This is a genomic window from Acrocarpospora catenulata (assembly GCF_018476525.1).
GTDB lineage: Bacteria > Actinomycetota > Actinomycetes > Streptosporangiales > Streptosporangiaceae > Acrocarpospora > Acrocarpospora catenulata.
On the sequence record NZ_JAHCST010000031.1, the window covers coordinates 78,717 to 95,018 of the forward strand.

General features: G+C 68.6%; 15 protein-coding genes. 5 read left to right on the top strand and 10 right to left on the bottom strand.

Going from position 1 to position 16,302, the window contains the following annotated elements:
- Positions 1 to 30 precede the first annotated feature (30 nt).
- The 3 genes from KIP79_RS27430 to lanKC are packed head-to-tail and all read right to left on the bottom strand — an operon-like array spanning position 31 to position 2,873.
- Positions 31 to 162: a SapB/AmfS family lanthipeptide gene (locus KIP79_RS27430; RefSeq protein WP_214107805.1), complete on the bottom strand. Its 132-nt coding sequence runs from the start codon at positions 160 to 162 to the stop codon at positions 31 to 33.
- A gap of 53 nt (positions 163 to 215) precedes the next feature.
- The gene (locus KIP79_RS27435) at positions 216 to 347 is read right to left on the bottom strand and encodes a SapB/AmfS family lanthipeptide (RefSeq protein WP_214107806.1); all 132 of its coding nucleotides are present in this window, start codon (positions 345 to 347) and stop codon (positions 216 to 218) included.
- Positions 348 to 2,873: a class III lanthionine synthetase LanKC gene (lanKC, locus tag KIP79_RS27440; protein WP_214107807.1), complete on the bottom strand. Its 2,526-nt coding sequence runs from the start codon at positions 2,871 to 2,873 to the stop codon at positions 348 to 350.
- 630 nt (positions 2,874 to 3,503) lie between these two features.
- Here lanKC and KIP79_RS27445 point away from each other — a divergent pair.
- Positions 3,504 to 4,817, top strand: coding sequence for a cellulose-binding domain-containing protein (locus tag KIP79_RS27445; protein WP_214107808.1), 1,314 nt, complete (start codon positions 3,504 to 3,506; stop codon positions 4,815 to 4,817).
- Between the two features lie 123 nt (positions 4,818 to 4,940).
- On the opposite strand, the gene KIP79_RS27450 is transcribed toward KIP79_RS27445, so the two are convergent.
- Positions 4,941 to 5,699 (bottom strand): SDR family NAD(P)-dependent oxidoreductase, encoded by a 759-nt coding sequence (locus KIP79_RS27450; protein WP_214107809.1) that lies wholly within the window; start codon positions 5,697 to 5,699, stop codon positions 4,941 to 4,943.
- Between the two features lie 61 nt (positions 5,700 to 5,760).
- Here KIP79_RS27450 and KIP79_RS27455 point away from each other — a divergent pair, with 61 nt between their 5' ends.
- Positions 5,761 to 6,222 carry a MarR family winged helix-turn-helix transcriptional regulator gene (locus KIP79_RS27455; RefSeq protein WP_214107810.1) on the top strand — a complete coding sequence of 154 codons (462 nt, stop codon included), beginning with the start codon at positions 5,761 to 5,763 and terminating at the stop codon, positions 6,220 to 6,222.
- A gap of 20 nt (positions 6,223 to 6,242) precedes the next feature.
- Here KIP79_RS27455 and KIP79_RS27460 read toward each other — a convergent pair whose 3' ends face one another.
- Positions 6,243 to 8,126 (bottom strand): heavy metal translocating P-type ATPase, encoded by a 1,884-nt coding sequence (locus KIP79_RS27460; protein WP_250213920.1) that lies wholly within the window; start codon positions 8,124 to 8,126, stop codon positions 6,243 to 6,245.
- A gap of 168 nt (positions 8,127 to 8,294) precedes the next feature.
- Between KIP79_RS27460 and KIP79_RS27465 the strand changes: the two genes are divergently transcribed.
- From KIP79_RS27465 to KIP79_RS27475, 3 genes are all read left to right on the top strand, one after another.
- Positions 8,295 to 8,534, top strand: coding sequence for a hypothetical protein (locus tag KIP79_RS27465; protein WP_214107827.1), 240 nt, complete (start codon positions 8,295 to 8,297; stop codon positions 8,532 to 8,534).
- Positions 8,531 to 8,965 carry a CoA-binding protein gene (locus KIP79_RS27470; RefSeq protein WP_250213921.1) on the top strand — a complete coding sequence of 145 codons (435 nt, stop codon included), beginning with the start codon at positions 8,531 to 8,533 and terminating at the stop codon, positions 8,963 to 8,965. Before KIP79_RS27465 ends, KIP79_RS27470 begins: the two co-directional genes overlap by 4 nt.
- Positions 8,966 to 9,139: 174 nt before the next feature.
- Entirely contained in the window at positions 9,140 to 10,546 is a 1,407-nt protein-coding gene (locus tag KIP79_RS27475; protein ID WP_214107812.1) for a sensor histidine kinase, read from the top strand.
- 6 nt (positions 10,547 to 10,552) lie between these two features.
- Here the strand turns inward: KIP79_RS27475 and KIP79_RS27480 are convergent, their stop codons facing one another.
- The 5 genes from KIP79_RS27480 to KIP79_RS27500 form a co-directional block, all read right to left on the bottom strand.
- Positions 10,553 to 11,911 (bottom strand): aminotransferase class V-fold PLP-dependent enzyme, encoded by a 1,359-nt coding sequence (locus tag KIP79_RS27480; RefSeq protein ID WP_308169922.1) that lies wholly within the window; start codon positions 11,909 to 11,911, stop codon positions 10,553 to 10,555.
- Positions 11,912 to 12,017: 106 nt separating this feature from the next.
- The gene (locus KIP79_RS27485; protein ID WP_214107814.1) at positions 12,018 to 13,013 is read right to left on the bottom strand and encodes a LacI family DNA-binding transcriptional regulator; all 996 of its coding nucleotides are present in this window, start codon (positions 13,011 to 13,013) and stop codon (positions 12,018 to 12,020) included.
- Positions 13,013 to 14,416 carry a GH1 family beta-glucosidase gene (locus tag KIP79_RS27490; protein WP_214107815.1) on the bottom strand — a complete coding sequence of 468 codons (1,404 nt, stop codon included), beginning with the start codon at positions 14,414 to 14,416 and terminating at the stop codon, positions 13,013 to 13,015. Before KIP79_RS27490 ends, KIP79_RS27485 begins: the two co-directional genes overlap by 1 nt.
- Entirely contained in the window at positions 14,413 to 15,243 is an 831-nt protein-coding gene (locus KIP79_RS27495) for a carbohydrate ABC transporter permease (protein ID WP_250213922.1), read from the bottom strand. The genes KIP79_RS27490 and KIP79_RS27495 overlap by 4 nt, the downstream gene beginning before the upstream one ends.
- Positions 15,240 to 16,211 carry a carbohydrate ABC transporter permease gene (locus KIP79_RS27500; RefSeq protein ID WP_214107816.1) on the bottom strand — a complete coding sequence of 324 codons (972 nt, stop codon included), beginning with the start codon at positions 16,209 to 16,211 and terminating at the stop codon, positions 15,240 to 15,242. The genes KIP79_RS27495 and KIP79_RS27500 overlap by 4 nt, the downstream gene beginning before the upstream one ends.
- Positions 16,212 to 16,302: the final 91 nt, after the last annotated feature.

Consider the following 16,302-nt stretch of genomic DNA (forward strand, 5'->3'; position numbering starts at 1 on the left):
AGCTGCGGCAGCTCAGGGCCCGGGGTCTTGCTAGTGGCACAGAAGCAGGCTCAGGTTGCTGGGCGTGTAGGACTGGCAGCCCAGCAGGGTGAGCGTGCTGCCACCGCCGCCGCCGTGGCCGCCGCCGGGAACGTCCATCGCCTGGAGGTCGAGAAGAACCATGATCAAGCTCCTTCGTGGGGGATTTTTCCTGTTTTATGGGGACTTGATGTGCCCTAGTGGCACAAGAGCAGGCTCAGGTTGCTGGGCGTGTACGACTGGCAGCCCAGCAGCGTCAGGGTGCTGCCACCGCCGCCGCCGTGGCCACCACCCGGCGCCTCCATGGTCTGGAGGTCGAGAAGAACCATTTATTTGTCACCTCCTCCGTCGGCTCGGGGGTGCGGGTGCCGCTCGGCGCCCGGGCTCAGGGGCGCCCCTGGGCCGGTGTGGTCGCCTGGCGGACGTAGGAAGGGGAGCGGGGCGGCGCTGAGCGCGAACAACACCCCTGCGGTCCCGGTGGCGAAGTCCATCGAAAGCCGGAGCAACTGGTCTCCGGGGAAGGCCAGACCGTCCTTCCCGTACGGGAGGGCGTGCCAGTCCAGCCCCGCCACGAGTTCCCGGTCTGCCCGCGCGGCGAGGATCAGGCCCGCCCGCCCGTTGAACAGGCCGGGCTGCACGAAGAAGCGGGACCGGGTAACCAGGCGGAGCGCTTCCAGATCCTTCTGGAGTTCCGGATCCGGCCGGTGTTTCAGCAGGCGTTCCAGCACCAGGGCGATGCCCGCCGAGCCCTCCTCCAGGTACGGCAAGGTCCGCCAGCCCTGGTTGACTTGGAGCGATCCATCGCCGGTGCGGATGCACCTGCGCAGGTCCTGGCGTAGCGCTCGCTCGGCCAGATCCAGCAGGGCGGGGTCGCCCGTGTGCTCGTAGGCGTGCAGGAAGAGCAGGGCGGGGCCGCTGGAGCCGTACATCAGGCCGGTGCGGGGATTGTCGCCGCCGCTCAGCTCGGGGACCTCCGCCGGGAGCCGGTCCACGCAGGTCTGGATGATCTCGTCGGCGTCCAGGCCCAGGTCCAGGTAGGTCAGGCCGATTCCGGAGAGGCCGGAGTAGAGGCTGAGGTCGCGGGGGTCCCAGCGGAGGTGGCGGGCGGCGTCGACCAGGTTCAGGGCCTGCGCCGTGTGGCCGAATCCGTGCAGGACGTGGGCGATGCCGTGCAGGCCGTCGTAGAAACCGGGCGGGATTCCGGTGGTCTGTCCGGCCTGGCGTAGGAGCCACTCCTCGTAGGCAGGGTGGCGGCCTGCTCCGGCCGCGTCCAGCGCGTACAGGACTCCGGCGGCGCCGTGGGCGAAGTTGAGGCCTCCGCCGGGGCGGAACTGGGCGATGTCGCCGGGGAAGAGGCGGTCGTCGCGGGACGGGGTGGCGCTGGCGAGGATCGCCCTGGTCAGGGCCTCGGGGCCGGAAGGCCAATCCGGAGGGTCGACGGGCTCGGCGGTGCCCCGGATGGTCCGGGTCGCCTCGGCGATGATCTCGTGGGGCACCGGGAAGGTGCGCGTGATCATGTCAGCCAGCTGGGTGATCTTCTCCCTGTCCAGCAGGAGTGTGATCGTCGCCTGTGGGGCGAAGAATCCGAAGCACAGGCAGGCCAGGGCGTACCGGTCGATCTCCACGCCTTCCCGGTCGGGCGGGGCGAGGAACGCGGGGTGCGCGAGCTTGGAGCGGCCCCGCTCCTCGACCGGCATGGCCACCTCGAAGTCGATCAGCACCATCCGGCCGGTGCCGGTGACCAGGATGTTGCTGGGGTGCAGGTCGCCGAAGACCACGCCGCGCGCGTGCACCGACTCCACCAGCGCATGCACCTTCGGGAGGGTCTCCAGCACCCAGGCCGTGTACTCGGCGAGGTCCTGCTCGGTGCAGTCCGCCCTGGTCAGCGGGTAACGGTGGACGAGCTGCCGCTGGAGCGGGTTGCCGTCCACGAACTCCATCACCAGGAAGTGGTGCTCCCCCAGCGTGAAATGGTCCCGGTAGCCGGGCACGCCGTCCAGACCCTGGAGGCGCTGCAACATCTCCCGCTCATGCCAGAGCCGCGCGACCGCGTCCCGTCCCGCCGCGTCCAGTCCCGCGTACGGCCGGGCCTCCTTGAGCACCACCCGCTCGTCCGTACGCCTGTCGCGGGCCAGGTAGACGCCGCCGCCATTGGAGAAGTGCAGGACGGACTCGACCGTGTAGTCCAGCCCTTCGGTGGTGACCGCGTTCCGGGCGGCCAGATGGGGTTCCAGGAACTCCGGCAGGCTCATCCAGGCGGGGACGCTGAACGCCGGCCCTCGTACGTCGGGAACGAGCCGTCCGTCCGCGTCCTCGATCGCGGGCACGGATTCGCCGTTCTCCGCCGTGCAGTATCGGGGGACGAACCCTCCGTATCGCACGAACAGCGGGCCGCCGCCGTATCTGAGGTCGCTCAGAACGTACGGCCCCTCGATACCGCGCAGCAGGTCGTCCAGTTCCTTGAGGACCAGTTCGAGGTCGCTCTCGCGGGGATAGATGGTGACCAGCTTGCCGCTCGATCCGCGTGCCGCGGCCTTGGAGTTGACCATGGTGACGACCGCGCGGCTGCGCAGGAACTTGAACGGGATCTCCCGGGGGACGCAGTAGTCCCAGACCGTCTGCAGGGCGCGTTCCGCGTCGTTCAGGCGGGCCGAGACGTGGATCTTCCAGCCCTGTGCCGGGAGGTCGACGTCGACCGGCGCGTAGTGCAGCCAGGTGTCGGTCGCCTGGTGCTCCCAGCCCTCCGGGAGCGGTTGTCCCGCCACCGCGAAGTCGGGGTGTTCCATCGTCCGGTTGTCCGGCTTGTCGTAAAAGAGCCGGTCGACCAGGCAATAGATCTCATACTGCTCATCCACGGCCATCTCCCTGCTTTCCTCAACAGAGAGAATTACGGATAACCCGATGAGTTCCTAGTTACAAATTCAACCAATCCCACATGGGCAAATATCATGGGTTACGCCGTGAATGCGGGCTTGACCTGGGGTGTTGGAGGGGGTCCCAGGTCACTTTCCTGGACGGGGCCGGGATGCCGGAGGGGTCCTCGGCGAATCTCCGTTTAGTCCATTTTTCCGATTATCTGGCTATGGAATCGGGGGGTTCGGGCGTACCCGTAGAAACAGTCCAAGGGGTCGGTCGGCACGTACCAGGTGAAACATTCAATGAAAGAACCATTGCCGCGAATGGCGCGTCCAGGGGGCTCGACGTGCAGCGAAGCCGGCTACGCCCGGAGGTGCCGCCCACCTGGGGTTGACCGCTCTTTGACAGGTCGTCGTCAGCGCGGTGACCATCTGCCTCGCGAGACGTCCGCCCGCCAGAGAAGCCGGACATGGCCGCCACGCGCGCTCAACAAGGTGCGACCTCTTCGCCCCCGGCGACCTCGGCCTCCGCACCGCAAAACCCGCGCACCCCTGGTCTGCCGAATTCCCGGCAATCAACCGCATTTCACGAAATATCGTGAAATTCCATGACAGGAAGAGAGAACCGAAATGCCCGGTCTCGATGCCCGTCCCCCCGCCCCTCCCCGGGCCCGGAGATTCGGCTACTGGCGCCCCACCGCACGACGCCTCGCCGTGCTCGTCGCCGCTCTCGCCGCCGCCATCCCCCTCGTTCCCGGTACGGCCAGCGCCGCCCCCGCCTGCCGCGTCGAGTTCACGGTCAACCAATGGTCGGGCGGCTTCACCACCGCGGCCCGCGTGACCAACCTCGGCGCCCCGGTCACCTCTTGGACCCTGCGCTGGACCTACACCGCCGGCCAGCGGGTCACCAGCGCCTGGAACTCCGTCATCACCCAGTCCGGCACCGCCGTAACCGCCACCAACGCCACCTGGAACGGCACCCTGGCCACCAACGCCGCCACCGACTTCGGCTTCCAGGGCACCTGGTCAGGCACCAACCCCACCCCAACCGACTTCACCTTCAACAACACCTCCTGCAGCGCAACCCCCACCCCCTCCCCTTCACCGTCGCCGTCGCCGTCGCCCTCGCCGTCGCCTTCGCCGAGCCCGTCCCCCAGCCCATCGCCCAGCCCCAGCCCGAGCCCCTCGCCAAGCCCATCCCCCAGTCCCTCACCCAGTCCCTCACCCAGCCCATCCCCCAGCGCGAGCCCACCCGTAGGCTGCGCCGGCGCCGTCGTCTGCACGGGCTTCGAGGATCAGACGGGTACCACTCCCGGCAACGGCTGGCAGGTAGTCGCTCCCAACTGCCAGGGCACCGGCACCGCCACGATCGACTCCACGATGGCCCACTCCGGCGGCAAGTCGCTCCGCATCAGCGGCGGCGGCAACTACTGCAACCACATCTTCGCCGCCACCACGGCCAACGTCTCCACGGTCGGCCCGGTCGTCTACGGCAGGATGTGGATCCGTCACACCACCGCCCTCCCCGCCAACCACGTCACGATGATCACCATGGCCGACTCGGCCGCGAGCGGTCGCGACCTCCGCATCGGCGGCCAGGGCGGCGCCCTCCAGTGGAACCGTGAGATAGACGACGCCACCCTCCCCGAACAGAGCCCCAACGGCATAGCCCAGAGCCACCCCCTGCCCACCAACCGCTGGACCTGCCTGCGCTTCCAGATCGACACCACCCGCCCGGCCATGTCCACCTACCTCGACGACGTCGAAGTCCCCGGCCTCCACCTCGACGCCACCCCCACCACCGACATCGACAGCCAGTGGCTCCGCCGCCCCACACCCCCACGCCCGACCACGTTCCGCCTCGGCTGGGAAAGCTACGGCTCAGAAACCGACACCCTCTGGTACGACGACGTAGCCCTCTCCGCCAACCCCCTCACCTGCTGACCCCCACCGCCCTCCGGCGCGGACAACACAAGCCCGCGCCGGAGCGGCCGGCCCGGGTGACCTGCGTCCCGAAATCAGATACGGGCCATGACCTGGCGTACGGGATGGCCCAATGAACCAGGGTCAGCGGGTGAGTTGTCGGCCGCCTGCGACGGAGAGGGTTTCGCCGTTGACGTGGCCGTTGGCGGCTGAGCCCAGGTAGGCGACTGCGGAGGCGACGTCCTCCGGAGTGCAGATGCGGTGGGTCGGCGTCTTCGCTGCTTCGGCGTCGATGACGGACTGCCCGAATCCGGGCGTGTTCAGCGCGCGATCGGTCAGGGTGAAGCCTGGTCGGACGACGTTGGTCAGGATGCCGTGCCGGGCTTCGCGGACGGCGAGCACCTTCGCGGCCGTCTCCAGCGCGCCCTTGGCGGCCGGGTAGGCCATGGCGGCGGGCATCGGCTGGTCGACCACGTCGGACGAGATCAGGACCAGGCGCCCCCACCCGGCGCTCCTCATGCCGGGGAGTACCGAGTCGATCAACGACAGCGTTCCGGTCGCGTTCGCGATGAAACTGTCGGTCAGGATGTCCCAGGTGTCCGGCGCCCTCGGCGGCCAGGAGACCGCGTTGGCGACCAGGACGGCGATGGGGCCGAGCTCGCGTTCCACCTGGTGCACCGCCGCCTGGATCGACTCCTGGTCATGTTGGTCGATCTGTGTCTCCAGCGCCTTTCCGCCCGCCTGGATGATCGCGTCTACCAGGGTGCGGGCCCCCGCCTGCTTGCGGTGCCAGCCCGCCGCGACCAGCGCCCCTTCCGAGGCCATCGTGTCGGCGATGGCGCGGCCGATGTCGCCGGACGCTCCGGTGACCAGGACGACCTTGCCGTCAAGTCCGAGGTCCATCACTCCTCCATATAGTTAGTCGGCTATCTATTAGCCGACTATATAACCGTACGATGAGCGTGTGGATGCCGACGAGGTGATGCGCGTCAACCGAGCGCTGAACAAGATGGGCCAGCTCTACCGTGCCGCGAAGGCGCGCAAGCTGGCGGCGCTCGGCCTGCATCCCGGGCAGGACGTGCTGCTGTGGCTCCTGGCCCAGCGGCCGGACGGCATGACGGTCTCCGAGCTGGCGGCCAGGATCGGCATCGAGCCGCCCACCGCCACCCGCAGCCTCGCGCGGCTGGAAGCCGGCGGGTGGTTCCGGCGGGAACCGGTCGCCACGGATCGCCGCCAGGTACGCATCGTGGTCACGAACGCGGGCCGGCAACTCGTGCCCGGAATCGAACGCGCCTGGGCGGAACTGGCGGAAGAGGCGGTGGGCGAGGTGAGCGACGAACAGCGCGAGATCGCGATCACCGTGCTCGAACGCGCCAACGACCGGCTACGCGGCCTCGTCGGCGAGTCCGTACTGACTGACGAGTGACGTGGTGCGGCGGTGAGGCGTCAGTCTGGGCGGAGGTTCAGGCGGCGGAGGGTTTGGGCGTTGAGGGCGACCAGGATGGTGGAGAGGCTCATCAGGATGGCGCCGACCTCCATGGGGAGGGTGATGCCGGCCCAGGCCAGGGCGCCTGCCGCCAGCGGGACCGTGACGATGTTGTAGCCGGCGGCCCAGAGGAGGTTCTCCACCATCTTGCGGTAGACGGCGCGGGAGAGGGTGCGTACGCCGAGGACGGCACGGGGGTCGTCGGTGGCGAGGATGACGTCGGCGGACTGGGCGGCCACGTCGCTGCCGGCGCCGATGGCGATGCCGACGTCGGCACGGGCCAGGGCGGGGGCGTCGTTGACGCCGTCGCCGACCATGGCGACCTTGCGGCCCCGGGACTGGAGGTCGGCGACCTTGGCGTCCTTGTCCTGAGGGAGGACCTCGGCGAAGACCTCGTCGATGTGGAGTTCGGCGGCGACGATCTCTGCGACCTGGCGGGCGTCGCCGGTGATCATGGCGACCTGGAGGCCGGCGGCGTGCAGGTCGGCGACGGCCTGGCGGGATTCGGGACGGATCGCGTCCTCCAGCGCGAGGGCTCCGGCCACCTCACCGTCTACGAGGACGTGGAGGATGGAGGCCCCGCGAGTCGACCAGTCCGCCGTCGCTTCGGAGATTTCGGGCGGGACGGTGGTGTTGGCGGCGCGGAGCAGGGCAGGGCCGCCGACTTCGACGGCTCTGCCGTCCACGGTGGCGCGGACACCGCGGCCGGGTAGGGCCTGGAAGGCGGACGCGGCGGGGAGCGGGCCGCGGTCGCGGGCGCTGCCGACGATGGCGCGGGCGAGTGGGTGTTCGCTGTCGGATTCGGCGGCTCCGGCGAGGGCGAGGAGCTTCTCCTCGGACCAGCCGGGGGCAGGGGCCATCGCGGTGACGGCGGGCTCGCCCTCGGTCAGGGTGCCGGTCTTGTCGAACAGGACCGTCTGCACGTCGCGCATGCGTTCCAGGGCGTGGCGGTTCTTGATCAGGATGCCCTGGCGGGCGGACAGTTCGGTGGAGATCGCGACCACGAGGGGGATGGCCAGGCCCAGGGCGTGGGGGCAGGCGATCACGAGCACGGTCACCGTACGTTCGACGGCGGAACCTCCGTCTCCCAGCAGGGTCCAGGCGATCACGGTGATCAGCGCGGCGGCCGTGGCGTAGTAGAACAGCAGGGCCGCCGCTCTGTCGGCCAGGTCCTGGGCCCGCGATCTGGACTCCTGCGCATCGGCGACCATGCGCTGGATGCCCGCCAGTGCCGTTTCCTCGCCCACGGCGGTTACCTCAAGCCGTACGGAATTGTCGGTGGCCACCGTGCCGGCCACGACCCTCTCTCCGGGGTCGCGGGTCACCGGCCGGGACTCGCCGGTGATCATGGATTCGTCGAAGTCGGCCGAGCCCGAGACGATCGTGCCGTCCGCGGGCACCCGGCCGCCTGCCCTGACCAGGACGGTGTCGCCCACGCGGAGCGCGCCCACCGGGACCTTCTCCGGCTCGTCGTCCACAATACGTTCGGCCTCGTCCGGGAGAAGCGCGGCGAGCGCCTGCAACGCTCCGGCGCTCGCGCCGAGGGCGCGCATCTCCAGCCAGTGGCCGAGCAACATGATGTCGACCAGGAGGACGAGTTCCCACCAGAAGTCCAGTCCGTGGGAGGCGATCCCGAACGTGGCGGCCAGCGAGGCCAGGAACGCCACCGTGATGGCCAGCGAGATCAGCAGCATCATGCCGGGCTGCCGCTGCCGGAGCTCATGGCGTGCGCCGCTCAGGAAGGGGCCGCCGCCGTAGAAGAACACCACGGTCCCGAGAACCGGGGGAATCCAAGCCACCAGCGGCAGATGCGGCACCCGATAGCCCAACAGGTCAGCGAACATCGGGCTCAACCCGACCACAGGCACCGACAACAGAAGGCTCAGCCAGAACTTCCGCCGGAAAACCTCACCATGCGCACCATGCCCGGCGTGCCTGTCATGGGAACCACTCGCGCCATGCCCAGCGTGCCTGTCATGGGAACTACTTGCGCCATGCCCAGCGTGCTTGTCATGGGCATCGTGCTCGGCAACGTCAGCATGTATGACGGCATGCCCTTCACGGGAACTGCGGCCGCCTTGATCGTTGTCGACACCATGCATCGCATGCTCTCCAGCGTGCCCGTCGTGATCCATAGAGCCTCCCTCGGAAAGATCCCCCCGATGACCTGCGAACACCCGCATAAACCCCAGGGGGGTATACGTTTGTTCCCGGCAAACGCAGGCCAAAGAACAGGAAGATTCATGACATGACGGGCGTTACTGCCCACATGGACGACCGTTTCGCCGACATCGCCGTCATCAAGCGGCTCTTGCACGAGACCCGCACCTGGGCCTTCGTCGGCCTGGCTAACAACCCGGACCGCACGGCATACGTCCAGGCCCAGATGCTCCAGGCCAGGGGCAAGACGATCATCCCAGTACACCCGGCAGCGGAAACCGTCCTCGGCGAACAGGGCTACGCGACCCTCGCCGAAATCCCGTTCCCGGTGGACGTCGTAGCCATCTACCGGCACGCCAAGTTCGCAGGCGAAGCCGTCGACCAGGCCATAGCCACCAACGCCGGAGCCGTCTGGCTCCCCCTGAACGTCATAGACGAACCAGCCGCCCGCCGCGCGGAAGCAGCCGGACTGGACGTCGTCATGAACCGCTGCCCAGCGGTCGAGTGGGCGTTACGCCGCTAGTCGAGCACCGGACGATCCTGGACGAGGAGCGTGATCTGATCGCCGGGAACCACGGTGTGACCAGCAGGTATGCCCGGGTAAGGTGCTTTGTGAGCGGTTCATGGCGTCCATACGCACGTCGCCCGGAAAGATCGCGACATTCCCCCAGCCCCGCCCCAAACGGAGCAGGAAGGAATGACCACGAATCACCGCAACTCAATCACTGCCCGCATCACGCTCTTCACCGGCGCCGTAGCCGCGATTCTGTCCGTGTTGCTGGCCACTGTTCTGTTGATCGCCATCTACCGCTTCGCCTCCAGTTCACTCCTTGAGGACATTCGCGATACCGGCGGCCGCGTGGCGACAAAGGTCGAGCAGCATCAGCAGGACATCCTGCGCTCAGGCAACCTGGCTCACACCGCTCGCGTTCCCGACATCCAGATCCTCGACCAGGATCGGCACGTGGTGGAGTCCACCGAGCCGATGCGTGGCAAGCCGCCCATGGCGTCCTTCCCTCCCGGTGCCCAGGCCAGCGAGGAAGCGGTCGTGTGCGGGGGCACCTTCGGCGCCGGCCGGTGCGACATAGTGGTGGCGCAGTCGGCGAAACGGCCGGAGGGCCTCTGGACCATCTACACCGCCGCGCCCGCCATTCCCCCATGGACCGACACCGAACTGGCCGCCCTGATCGCCGGATGCGCAATCGCGCTGGCCGCGAGCGTCACCTACCTCGGCCACCGGATCGTCACCGCCTCCCTTCGCCCGGTGCGCGCGATCCGCACGGAACTGAATGAGATCAACGCATCCAGCCCCGGCCGCCGCGTGCCCGCCCCACTGGCGCGCGATGAGATTCACGCACTGGCCGAAAGCATCAACCTCACGCTGACCCGCCTGGAGGGGGCGATGGAGCAGCAGCGCCACTTCGCCTCCGATGCCTCCCATGACCTGAAGAGTCCCATCACCGCCATGCGGGCGGAGGTGGAGGACGCCCTGATGGCGCCAGGGGAGACCAGCGTGCCCGCTCTGGGGAATACGATCCTGGCCAGCTTGGACCGGCTGGAGTCGATCGTGTACGACCTGCTCACCCTCGCCCGGCTGGATGCCGGGCCGCCGCCCTCCGGCGAGATGGTCGACCTGGCCGAACTGGTGCGGCAGGAGTGCGACAGGCGCCACCAGGGAGCCAAGGCAATCGTCTGCCACCTGCGACCCGGCGTGGTGGTACGGGGTGAGCGGCTGCGCCTGGCGCGACTGCTGACCAACCTGGTGGACAACGCCGAGCGGTACGCGCGGACCACGATCACGATCACCGTTGAGGAAACCGGTCAGGAGCATGCGGACGAGCGCTTCCCGCACGGGCTCGCGGTGCTGGAGGTGGCCGACGACGGGCCGGGGATCGATCCGGACAAGCGGGAACTGGCGTTTCAGCGGTTCGCCCGCCTGAACCCCAGCCATTCCCGTGGCACCGGGCTGGGCTTGGCCATCGCCCGGCAGATCGCCGAGGGCTACGGAGGCAGCCTGCGCGTCGAGGACAGCGACCGGGGCGCACGCTTCGTGTTGCGTCTACCCCGCTACCCGGAAGAATCGCCTTCCCCAGAGAGTGCGTGACGGAACTCAGCACCTCAGGCGGGGGGCCAGGCCCGCGTAGTCCGGTTCGCGGTTGAGGTAGGTGGTCGTTGCGAAGTCGAGGAAGCGGTCGATGTCGGTGAGGTTGGACGCCAGGCCCAGGGAGACCCGGATGGCGCCGCCGCTGGGGAGGCCGAGGGCGTGGAGGTAGTCGTCGAGGGTGAGGTCGGCATGGAAGTACGGGCCGGCCAGGAGGTCCTCGTCGATGGAGAAGGCGCGTTCGCCGGCGCCGGGGTTGCAGAAGCAGCCGGTGCGCAGGGAGATCCCGGCGGCGGAGGCGGCGCGGGCGACCTCGCGTTCGTCGACCACGTCACCGGAGGGGGTGCGAAAGTTGAAGGCCACGGTCGCCCCCCGGTCCCGCATGGTGGCCGGTCCGTACAACTGCACGAACGGGACGCCGTTGCGGTGGCGCAGGGCCTGAAGGCGGGTCAGCAGGGCGCCGGTGAGGGCGGTGACATGGGAGTGGATGGCCTCGATGCCGATGGCGGCGATCCAGGACAGCCCGACCTCGACGTCGGGGATGGAGTGGAAGTTGAGGGTGCCGTCCTCGAAGGCGGTCTCGTCCTCGTTGAGAACGTGCCAGTTGCCGAGAGCGCTGACGGCCTTGATGGTGCCACCCGCGAACCACGGGCGTACCAGCCGGGCAAGCGCCTCCCGCCGGGCGATCAGACAGCCGACCCCCGTGGGGTAGCCGAAGACCTTGTACCAGCTCACGGGTACGAAGTCGGGCTGGACCACGCTGAGGTCGAGGCGGTTGGTGGGCACGAAGGCGGCGGCGTCCAACAGCACGTCGTACCCCCGGTCCCGGGCTTCGGCGACCCAGCGGAGCGGATGCCGTACGCCGGTGAAATTGCTCTGCGCGGGAAAGGCGAGTAAGCCCGGCGTACGGGAATCAAGGGCGGCGAGAAGTTCGCCGTCGTCGACGCGGAGTTCGGGACCGACCAGGCCCACGGTGGTCACGGCGGCGCCCCGGGTGCGGGCGTATTCCCGGATGCCGTTGACCGAATTGTGGTTGTCGCTGGTGAGCACGAGCCGAGTCCCGGGCCCGAAGGGATACGCTTCGCCGACCAACCGGCAGGCCCCGGTCGCGTTGGCCGTGAAGATCACCGCATACTCGTCGGAAGGCGCGTTGAAGAAGGAGAGAATCGCGGCGCGGGCCCGTTCGACCAGCGCGGTCGCCGCGAGGGAGGTCGGATTCTCGGAGTGCGGATTGCCGAAGCAGCCTCCCGCCACCCGCTCGGCGTGCGCCCGCAGCTGGTGGCGCGAAGGCAGCCCCGACCCCGTGTAGTCGAGGTAAACGTGCCCCCGCTCGTCCAGATACGAGTATTCACCAGCCCGAAGGCCCACCAATTCCAGCTTTACGGACATACGCTCCCCCAAGCGTCCACTAAATCCGTCTATATCCACTTTTATCAGCTTGAATTGGTGCAATTCGCTTACTGCAAGGTGAGACCTAACTGGACTCCCTGACAACGAGTTCGGTCGGCATGATCACCGCGTCGGTGGAGCCGCCGTCGAAGAGCCCGAGCAACTGGCGGACCACCGCCAGAGCCTGGTCGGCCATCGGACTGCGGACGGTGGTGAGCGGCGGATCGGTGTACAGCGCGGCCTCGATGTCGTCGTACCCGACCACCGCCACATCCTCCGGCACCCGCCGCCCGGCCCGGCGCAGCGCGTGCAACGCCCCGATGGCCATCAGATCGTTGGCCGCGAACACCGCGTCGAGCCCCGGATCGTCCTCCAGCAGTTGAACCATGGCCTGATCCCCGGAAACCCGGGTGAAGTCCCCGACCGCGATGATGGACCGCCGCCCGGTGTCCCGCAGCGTGTCCCGGTACCCCGTGAGCCGGTCCTGCGCCGCGATCATGTCCAGCGGCCCGGAGATGGTGGCGATCCGCCGCCGCCCCCGCTCCAGCAGATGCCGCACCGCCCGCACCGCCCCGTCGTGGTTGTCGTTGTCCACGTACGGCATGCTCGGCGCCGACACCGGCCGCCCGAACGACGCGATCGGCAGCCCCATCCGGATCAGCGCGGCCGGCAACGGGTCGGCGCCGTAGAAGGACACCAGCATGACCCCGTCCACGTGCCCGGCCGCGATGTACTCCTGCACCCGGAGCCTGCTCTCGTCCGACCCGGCCAGCATCAGCACCACCTGCTTGCCGGCCGCCTCCAGGGCCCGGCTGGCGGACCGGACCACGGCGGAGAACATCGGATCGTCGGAGAACAGGCCCTGCGGCGGATCGGAGACGATCAGGGCGATCGAGTTGGTCCGCTGGGTGACCAGACTGCGGGCCACCGAGTTGGGCACGTAGCCCAGCTCGTTGACCGCGCGGAGCACCATCTCGCGGAAGTCGGGGGTGACCGTGGTGTCACCGTTCACGACCCGGGAGACGGTCGACTTGGACACACCGGCCCGAGCGGCCACCGCCTCCAAGGTAGGACGTTTCATTAAATTCCGTTTCGCTGGATGACCCCGCGATACCACAGCGCGCTGTCCTTGAGCAGGCGCCGCTGCGTGCCGTAGTCAACGCGGACGATGCCGAACCGGAGGTGGTACCCCTCGGCCCACTCGAAATTGTCCAGCAAGGACCAGACAAGGTAGCCACGCAGATCCGCACCGGCGGAAATCGCCTCATGCGCGGCACGCAGGTGCCCGTCCAGGTACGCCACCCGGTCGGCGTCCGGAACCCGGTCGCCCACCACCGCGTCCTCGAAGGCGGCGCCGTTCTCGGTGACGATCAGGCCCACCTCCGGGTAGTCCCGGCTGAGCCGTACCAGCAGGGTGGACAGGCCGGAGGGGATGATCGGCCAGCCCATCGCGGTGGAGGGCACGTCCAGGCTGGCGAAGCGGATGCCCTCCGAGCCCGGGTAGGCCGGGTGGGCGGACTCGCCGGGGGCGGCCTCGACGATGCACGGGTTGTAGTAGTTGATCCCGAGCAGGTCGACGGGCTGCTTGATGATCTCCAGGTCGCCGTCCCGGATGTGCCCGAGGCCGCCGTGCCGTTCGACGATCTCCAGCACCTCGGCGGGGTAGCCGCCGCGCAGGGCCGGGTCGATGAACTGCCGGTTGAGCAGCGCGTCGATCCGGTGCACCGCCTCGGCGTCCTCGGGACGGAGCTCCAGCGCGGGGTCCAGGGCCTGGGCCGGGGTGACCACCGGCGCCAGGTTGAGGGTGAGCGCCAGCTCCCCGGTCAGGACCTGCGCGGCCAGGCCGTGCGCCAGCAGCAGGTGGTGGGCGGCCAGGAAGGCGTCCCTGGGCGAGGTCCGCCCCGGCGCGTGCACGCCGCTGCAGTAGCCGAGGAACGCCGACACCCACGGCTCGTTCAGGGTGGTCCAGGTGGTCACCCGGTCCCCCAGCCGTCCGTGTACGGCCTGCGCGTAGTCGGCGAACCGGTAGGCGGTGTCCCGGTTGGCCCACCCGCCCCGATCCTCCAGCGTCTGCGGCAGATCCCAGTGGTACAGCGTCACGTACGGCGTGATCCCGGCCCCGAGCAGCTCGTCCACCAGCGCGTCGTAGAAGTCGAGACCGCGCGGGTTGACCGGCCCCGAGCCGTCCGGCACGACGCGCGGCCAGGCCGTGGAGAACCGGTAGACGGCCAGCCCGAGCCCGGCCATCAGCCCGACGTCCTCCCGGAACCGGTGGTAGTGGTCGCAGGCCACGTCCCCGGTGTGCCCGGAGGCCACCCGGCCGGGTGTGCGGGCGAAGGTGTCCCAGATCGACGGGCCCCGGCCGTCCTCCCGGGCGGCGCCCTCGATCTGGTAGGACGCGGTCGCGGCGCCCCAGATGAAGCCGTCGGGGAAGGTGACGGAACCGGTCCGAGCGAGCCCCCGAGTCTCGATGGTCGACGTCATCCCTTGACAGCTCCCTGCATGATTCCTCCGATGATTTGTTTGCCGAGCAGGGCGAAGACGAACACCAGCGGGAGCGTGCCGAGCGCCGTGCCGGCCAGCCCCATGACGTAGTCGTTCACATAGCCGGCCGACAGGGTGGACAGCGCCACCTGGACAGTCGGGTTCTCCGGGGTGAGCACGAGCAGCGGCCACATGTAGTCGTTCCACGCGTTCATGAACGTGAGCATGCCGAGCACGGCGGCGGCCGGGCGGGCGGCCGGGAAGACCACGTGCCAGACCAGGCCCCAGGTGGTGCAGCCGTCCACCCGGCCCGCCTCCAGCAGTTCGGTGGGCAGCGCGCGGGACAGGTACTGGGTCATGAAGAACACGCCGAAGGCGTTGACCAGGCACGGGACGATCAGCGCGTACAGGGTGCCGGTCCACTCCAGCTTCATCATGAGCAGGTAGAGCGGGATCATGCCGAGCAGCGTCGGCACCATCATGGTGGCCACCGTCATCAGCAGCAGCACGTTCCGCCCCCGGAACCTGAGCTTGGCGAAGGCGAATCCGGCGAGCGTGGAGAAGAACATCACCGCCACCGCGATGGACCCCGCCACGATGACCGAGTTGAGCATGGCCAGGCCGAACGGGACGGTGTCGAACACCCGGCGGACGTTCTCGAAGAAGTTACCGCCGGGGATCAGCGGCGGCGGCACCTGGGCCAGCGCCGCGTTGTCCCTGGAGGCCACCACCACGCTGTAGTAGAGCGGAATCACGGTGAAGAAGGCCACCGCGGACAGCGTCAGGTAGGTCAGCCGCATGCCCTTGCCGGTGCGGGCGCCGCTCATCGCAGATCCCCCTTAGTTCTGCTGGTGAGGAAGTAGTTGACGGCGGCGATCACGACGATGAACAGGAACATCATCCAGGAGATGGCCGAGGCGTAGCCGAAGTCCAGCCGGGTGAAGTTCTCGTAGATGTACAGCGCCAGCGTCTGGGACTGCCGGTCCGCGCCGCCGGTGAGGCTGTAGGCGCCGAACAACAGCGGCTCGGCGAAGATCTGCATGGCGCCGATGGTCGAGGTGATGACCACGAAGATGATGGTGGGCCGGATCATCGGGATGGTCACCTTGCGCAGCTGGGTGAAGCTGCTCGCGCCGTCGATGGTGGCGGCCTCGTACAGTTCCCTCGGTACGGCCTGCATGGCGGCCAGCAGGATCAGCGCGTTGTACCCCGTCCACCGCCACATGATCATGGTCGAGATGGCGATGTGCGAGGTGCCGGTCCCGGCCCGCCAGTCGATCTCGCCCGCGCCGAACCAGGAGAGCACCCAGTTGACCAGGCCGAAGTCCCGGCCGAAGATCTGCCCGAAGATGACCACCACGGCCACCACGCTGGTCACGTTGGGGATCAGCAGGGTGACCCGGAAGAACGTCTGGGCGCGCAGCGGGCGGTTGAGCACGTGGGCCAGCCAGATGGCCAGCAGCAGCTGCGGGGCGGTGGACAGGAACCCGATCGACAGGGTGTTGAAGGTGGCGTTCCAGAAGTACTCGTCCTGGACCACCTCCCGGAAGTTGTCCAGCCCGATGAACGTGTGGTCGTCCTTGAGCAGCGTCCACTCGTGCAGGCTGACCCAGGCCGTGTAGAACACCGGGAACAGCCCGAAAGCGCAGAACAGCAGAAAGAACGGAGCGACGTAGGCATACGGCGAGCCTTTGACGTCGACCTGGTGGCGCCATTGGCGGCCGTCAAACCGGCGCCTCTTCCCGGGCTGCTGTGGGGGCGGTGCGGCCTGGCGTTCCGGAGCGCGTGTAGCCATGGCAGCTCCTTTCTGTGAAATTGGCCGATCCTCCGGATCGGCGGGCTCGGCCGCCGGGGAGCCTGTGTCTTCCCTCCTACGCTCTGGTAGA